Origin of the sequence: Moorena sp. SIO2C4, assembly GCF_010672485.1 — a bacterium.
In the GTDB taxonomy this organism is placed as follows: domain Bacteria; phylum Cyanobacteriota; class Cyanobacteriia; order Cyanobacteriales; family Coleofasciculaceae; genus Moorena; species Moorena producens.
In genome coordinates this window covers 1-2,105 of record NZ_JAAHGN010001206.1, presented here as the reverse complement: position 1 = coordinate 2,105, position 2,105 = coordinate 1, and the positions used below count along the sequence as shown (strand labels likewise).

Annotated in this window: 1 protein-coding gene; it reads right to left on the bottom strand. The window is 45.3% G+C overall.

Annotated elements, in window-relative coordinates:
• Window positions 1–181 precede the first annotated feature (181 nt).
• Window positions 182–2,105: toprim domain-containing protein (locus tag F6K20_RS35625; protein ID WP_287297968.1), on the bottom strand; the 1,924-nt coding region annotated here is incomplete at its 5' end.

The following is a 2,105-nucleotide window of genomic DNA, read 5'->3' as shown; positions in this document are numbered from 1 at the left end:
TGCAGGGAATAGGGAGCAGGGAATAGGGAATAGGGAGCAGGGAATAGGGAATAGGGAATAGGGAATAGGGTGGGCAGATTAATTTGACTCTGATGGTGGGTGGTGCGTTACGGGACGGATTTTCCTAACACTTGCTAGCGAGGAAATAAGGGCTCGCCCGTCCCTAACACACCCTACGTAATTAAATATCTAAATCGTTTAGATTGAGTCGAGCGCCATAGGTTTCAATGAATTGGCGGCGAGGAGCAACCCGGTCTCCCATGAGTACAGTAAAGATTCTGTCTGCTTCAGCAGCATCTTCGATTTCGATTTGCTTCATGGTGCGAGTTTCTGGATTCATGGTGGTGTCCCACAACTGCTGTGGCATCATTTCACCTAATCCTTTGAATCGTTGGATGTTATAGTTAGCGTTTTCAGGAAATTGACTAATCCGCTGTTGTAGTTCGCGATCGCTATAACAATAGTTATGGTTGCGACCTCGTTCTAGTTTATATAAGGGCGGACAAGCGATGTAGATGTAGCCTTGGTCTACAAGGGCTCGTTGATAGCGGTAGAAGAAGGTTAGTAATAAAGTACGGATGTGAGCGCCATCCACATCAGCATCAGTCATTATTACGATGCGGTGGTAGCGTAAATTGGACGGATCGAATTCTTCTCCTTTAATCCCTAGCCCTAGGGCTGTAATTAGGGATTGGATTTCTGTGTTCTTGTAAATTTTGGCATCATCAGTTTTCTCAATGTTGAGGATTTTTCCACGGAGGGGGAGAATGGCTTGGAATTGGCGATCGCGTCCTTGTTTAGCACTGTTGTGAACAAACACCCCACTCTCTAAAGCGAAGTTATGGGTATGAGGCACTTCGATATCATAAACATCTACCAATTGTTCTAGAGCTTCAATAGCAACAACTTGGTAGTTATAGTTGGCAACAGCTTCACAAACCTGTGTCTGATTACCAGCAACAGCGGCATAGGCTTCTTTGTTTTGGGTTTTGACCTTTGCCTGTTTCCTGATTTCTGCCAGTGGGCGATACAGAGGCATTAGCAAATCATCACGAGTCAGAGATACTGCTGGCTTATAACTACCATCTTGCAACATGAACAGGTGATCGGGAGTGCAAATAATGGTTTCTGAGTTATCTAAGGTAAGTTTGATGACTTTAGCATTGGCTTTGGTCATCCTGGGATTGATAATCCGTTCTATTCCGATGCTGCCATTATTGGTAATCGTGTAGCAAAAATGCTCTTTACCCATAGCTTGTTCAGCTACAAGTTCTTTGAAGCTCAAAGAACGTCCATCAGCCAGGGCAACCTGTGTCTCTCCAGAAAAACAGCCCCCTGCACTATCTCCCTCAACGATAAATATCTCTGATTCCGCTGGGTCCCGAGAACTACAATCGGCTAACTTACCGGGTAAGGGAGAAGACTCTAGTACTGACTTCCGCCGCACTAATTCACGAGCACGACGAGCAGCTTCTGCGGCTTTATAGGCTTGAATCGCTTTTTCTAAGATAGTATCGACTACTTGGGGACGAAAATCCAGGTATTCAGTCAAGACTTCCCCAACTAGGGAATCTACAATGCCCCTTACTTCTGTATTTCCTAGTTTAGTTTTGGTTTGACCTTCAAATTCTGGCTCTGGGACTTTGACAGAAATCACCCCAGTTAATCCTTCTCGGATATTCTCACCACCTAGGTTAGACTCACTTTCTTTGATTTTATTCCGCTTGCGTGCGATCGCATTCATGGTTCGGGTCAAGACTGTCTTGAGCCCCTCCAAGTGGGTACCACCATCAATGGTGCGAATATTGTTCGCAAAACCCAGCAAATTATCACTATAGGCATCAATGCACCATTGTAGTGCCACTTCCACTTGGATACTTTTGCGTTCCCCTTGTATGTAGATAATCTCCTCGTGTAGGGGGTGCTTTTCCCGGTTCATGTAAGCGACATATTCCTGGATACCTCCCTCGTAGTGATAGGTTTCTACTCTGGGTTCTTCCAGGCGATGGTCTGAGAAGGTAATTCTAACACTAGCATTCAGGTAAGCCAGTTCCCGGAGACGTCCGGATAAGGTGGTGTAATCAAACTCAATACCGCCAGTAAAA